At 62.3% G+C, this 220-nt stretch carries 1 pseudogene; it reads left to right on the top strand.

Going from position 1 to position 220, the window contains the following annotated elements:
• Positions 1–101 precede the first annotated feature (101 nt).
• Positions 102–220 (top strand): annotated as a pseudogene (locus FNJ47_RS49410) (IS5/IS1182 family transposase); the annotation flags it as partial.

The following is a 220-nucleotide window of genomic DNA, read 5'->3' as shown; positions in this document are numbered from 1 at the left end:
GCAGCAGCATGCTCGCCGTCTAGGTGGTGTGGACTCTAAGGATTCCCTTTTAGGAGCAAATCAGATTCAAGGCTGCTTTTGGGGAGGCCGCCTTGGGGGTGATGGACCGTTTGGTATTGAGCGACGCGGCGAGGGAGCGGGTGGCGCCGTTGATCATCGGCCGGCCTGACGAGGAGGGCGCGACTGGACGCGACAAGCGGATGGTCGTGGAAGGGGTGCT

This window comes from Bradyrhizobium uaiense (assembly GCF_010811875.1).
Lineage (GTDB): Bacteria > Pseudomonadota > Alphaproteobacteria > Rhizobiales > Xanthobacteraceae > Bradyrhizobium > Bradyrhizobium uaiense.
Note: the sequence above shows the minus strand (reverse complement) of the source record. Positions and strands in the feature narration are given on the sequence as shown.